Origin of the sequence: Lyngbya sp. CCY1209, from assembly GCF_035615495.1 — a bacterium.
Classification (GTDB): Bacteria; Cyanobacteriota; Cyanobacteriia; order Cyanobacteriales; family Microcoleaceae; genus Limnospira.
Window position 1 is genome coordinate 1 of the sequence record NZ_JAJENU010000618.1, and the last position, 2,426, is coordinate 2,426.

At 46.2% G+C, this 2,426-nt stretch carries 1 protein-coding gene and 1 pseudogene; both read left to right on the forward strand.

What is annotated here, in order from left to right:
- A partial coding sequence (locus LKE08_RS23415; protein WP_324706689.1) for a bluetail domain-containing putative surface protein occupies positions 1-843 on the forward strand: 843 nt, incomplete at its 5' end.
- Positions 844-1,491: 648 nt separating this feature from the next.
- Positions 1,492-2,426, forward strand: a pseudogene (locus tag LKE08_RS23420) (hypothetical protein); the annotation flags it as partial.

Sequence of the window (2,426 nt, forward strand, 5' to 3'; positions counted from 1 at the left end):
GAGTCTGGGGTCAATAGTTTCTACTCTTGGTTTGATGAAGATGAACTGTATTTCACGACGGTTAAGGATGATGGAAAGGATGCCACTCCCGATGTTTACGAGTTGTGGAAAACTGATGGAACCCCCAGAGGAACTGAACGGGTTCAAAATTTAGGGAAAATGTCCTCATTAGAGCTGCAATCATCTAGTTCTGGCCTTTATTATACGGCAAGAGATAAAGCACATGGGGTGGAACTGTGGAAGTTAGAAACGAGTGAAAATACTGGGTCAGAAACTCTCACAGGAACTCGTGCCAATGATAGCTTAATCGGAACGGACGGCCCGGATTTGATTGATGGGAAAGGAGGAAACGATACCATCAGCGGATTGGAGGGTAATGACAGCCTCAATGGTGGTACAGGTCAGGATAATCTGACCGGAAATGGTGGTGCAGATACCTTTATATTTCAGTTCGGACAATCCCGGGTCGCCCGCCCTGATGCTATTGCTGACCTGGAAATCGGCACCGATAAAATCGACCTGCTCACCCAAGGGGGAGACGAGATGGATGCTCCGAGCCGTTTTACCCGTGCCGGCAATAACAAGGCTCAAACTTTGGCTCAGGTTGTCAATCGAGTGTTTGAGGATGCGAATGGAGCCCGAGATGGAAACCAGGAGTTGGGAATCAATAGTGCGGCTTTAGTCCGGGCAACAAACCGCAAAATTTCTGGCACTTATTTGGTTATTAATGATGACGTTGCGGGTTTTCAGCGCCAAAATGATTTGGTTGTCAATATCACGGGTTACAGTGGAGATTTACCGGAATTGGGAAATATTTCTGTTGAGGATTTCTTTGCCCTTTAATCCTCTGTAGTTACGGTTAAACCCAAGTGCGATCGCATTTTTTGAGGAAAGTGCGATCGCATTTTTTGATCTATTCTTAACCCGTCCCACCTTCCCCCCTATTCTCATTTAAAAATGCGGTTAAATTTGAGGACGGCAAGAACTTTTGACCGCGACCGGCACGGAGGAACACAGAGGGAAAATGCGTCCCAATATAAATACGTACTGCCAGAGCGGGCAAAGGACAGCAGGATTATGACTGATATCGCAAGTATCGCCCTCGTGTGTTCACAGTTTGAATCAGACCAGAAACATTCAAACCGTTATAGAAAAGCAGTTTCAGTTCCCTACTCCCTACTCCCCACTCAGAAGCCCACAGCCCTATATCCCGGCGTTTCAGCCACTCAAGAAAGCCCCAACCTTGATGACAACAGCTATGGCGCATTTGTAAATAAATGTTACAATTCCCTCGAATTTGCGTAAAACTTCAGCGGTTGGGGTGATGGAAAATGAACGGGGAGTCCACCCAATCTTGACCTCACCGAAATTCCCCATATCCGATAATTGACGATGGGAACGGGTTCGCCCCCATTCGTACAACAGAAGTGTGACAACTGTTTTTTGGGTTGTCTGTTAAACTTGAAGACAAGACACAAAATTTTGGTTGAGATGATAGACAATCCTGACTCACTGTTCGATATTCGATTGACCGAGCAGGCGGACTCTCTGAATATCTTGTCACCCGCGATATTGATAGGTGATTTCTCCGTATCAACACGGATGGAGACCAGGACAATTGAGGCGGCATTAACTCGCGTGAAGCAAAATTTCAGTGAGTTTACTACCTCTCCCAATTTTGAAGCCGATTTAAAAACGATTTTCGGTGAATATACGGATGTCAATTTGAGTCAAACAATAATTGATGCTTTACATGACGATGCTGAAGTTCCAGAGATTGTGGTCGTTTCAGCGGACTTGATGAATGGTGCGAACGGGGGGTTTGATTCCCTCACAGGTACGGTGTATTTATCCGACACCTTAATGAACGTTGAAAATACGGATGTTATGGATGCTGCCATGCCATCTCCCAATTTAGTGGATGTGCTGACAGAAGAATTGGGACATTATATTGACTCCGAGTTAAACGAGATAGACTCGCCGGGAGATGAAGGTGAGTTATTGATGCGGTTGGTTCGCGGGGATGTACTGAGTTCGGTGGATGCGACCCAGCTAAAGTATCAGGATGACCGGGTGCAGATTCTGGGTGGGTTGGTTGAAGTAGAGGCTAATCTAGGAGATTACACTAGCTCGACCTGCGGTTGCGGTTCGACTTCGGACTATAGCTACTGGGACGACACCTATAGCTCCACCTATGATTATAGTTCGACTTCGGACTATAGCTATTGGGACGATACCTATAGCTCCACCTATGATTATGCTTCGACTTCGGACTATAGCTATTGGGACGATACCTATAGCTCCACCTATGATTATAGTTCGACTTCGGACTATAGCTATGAAAACCTCCCCCAAATCGACATTTCCGGGGTCGAAGTCGGCGAAGCGGACGGAACGGCTCAATTTACGGTGACTTTAGACGATTA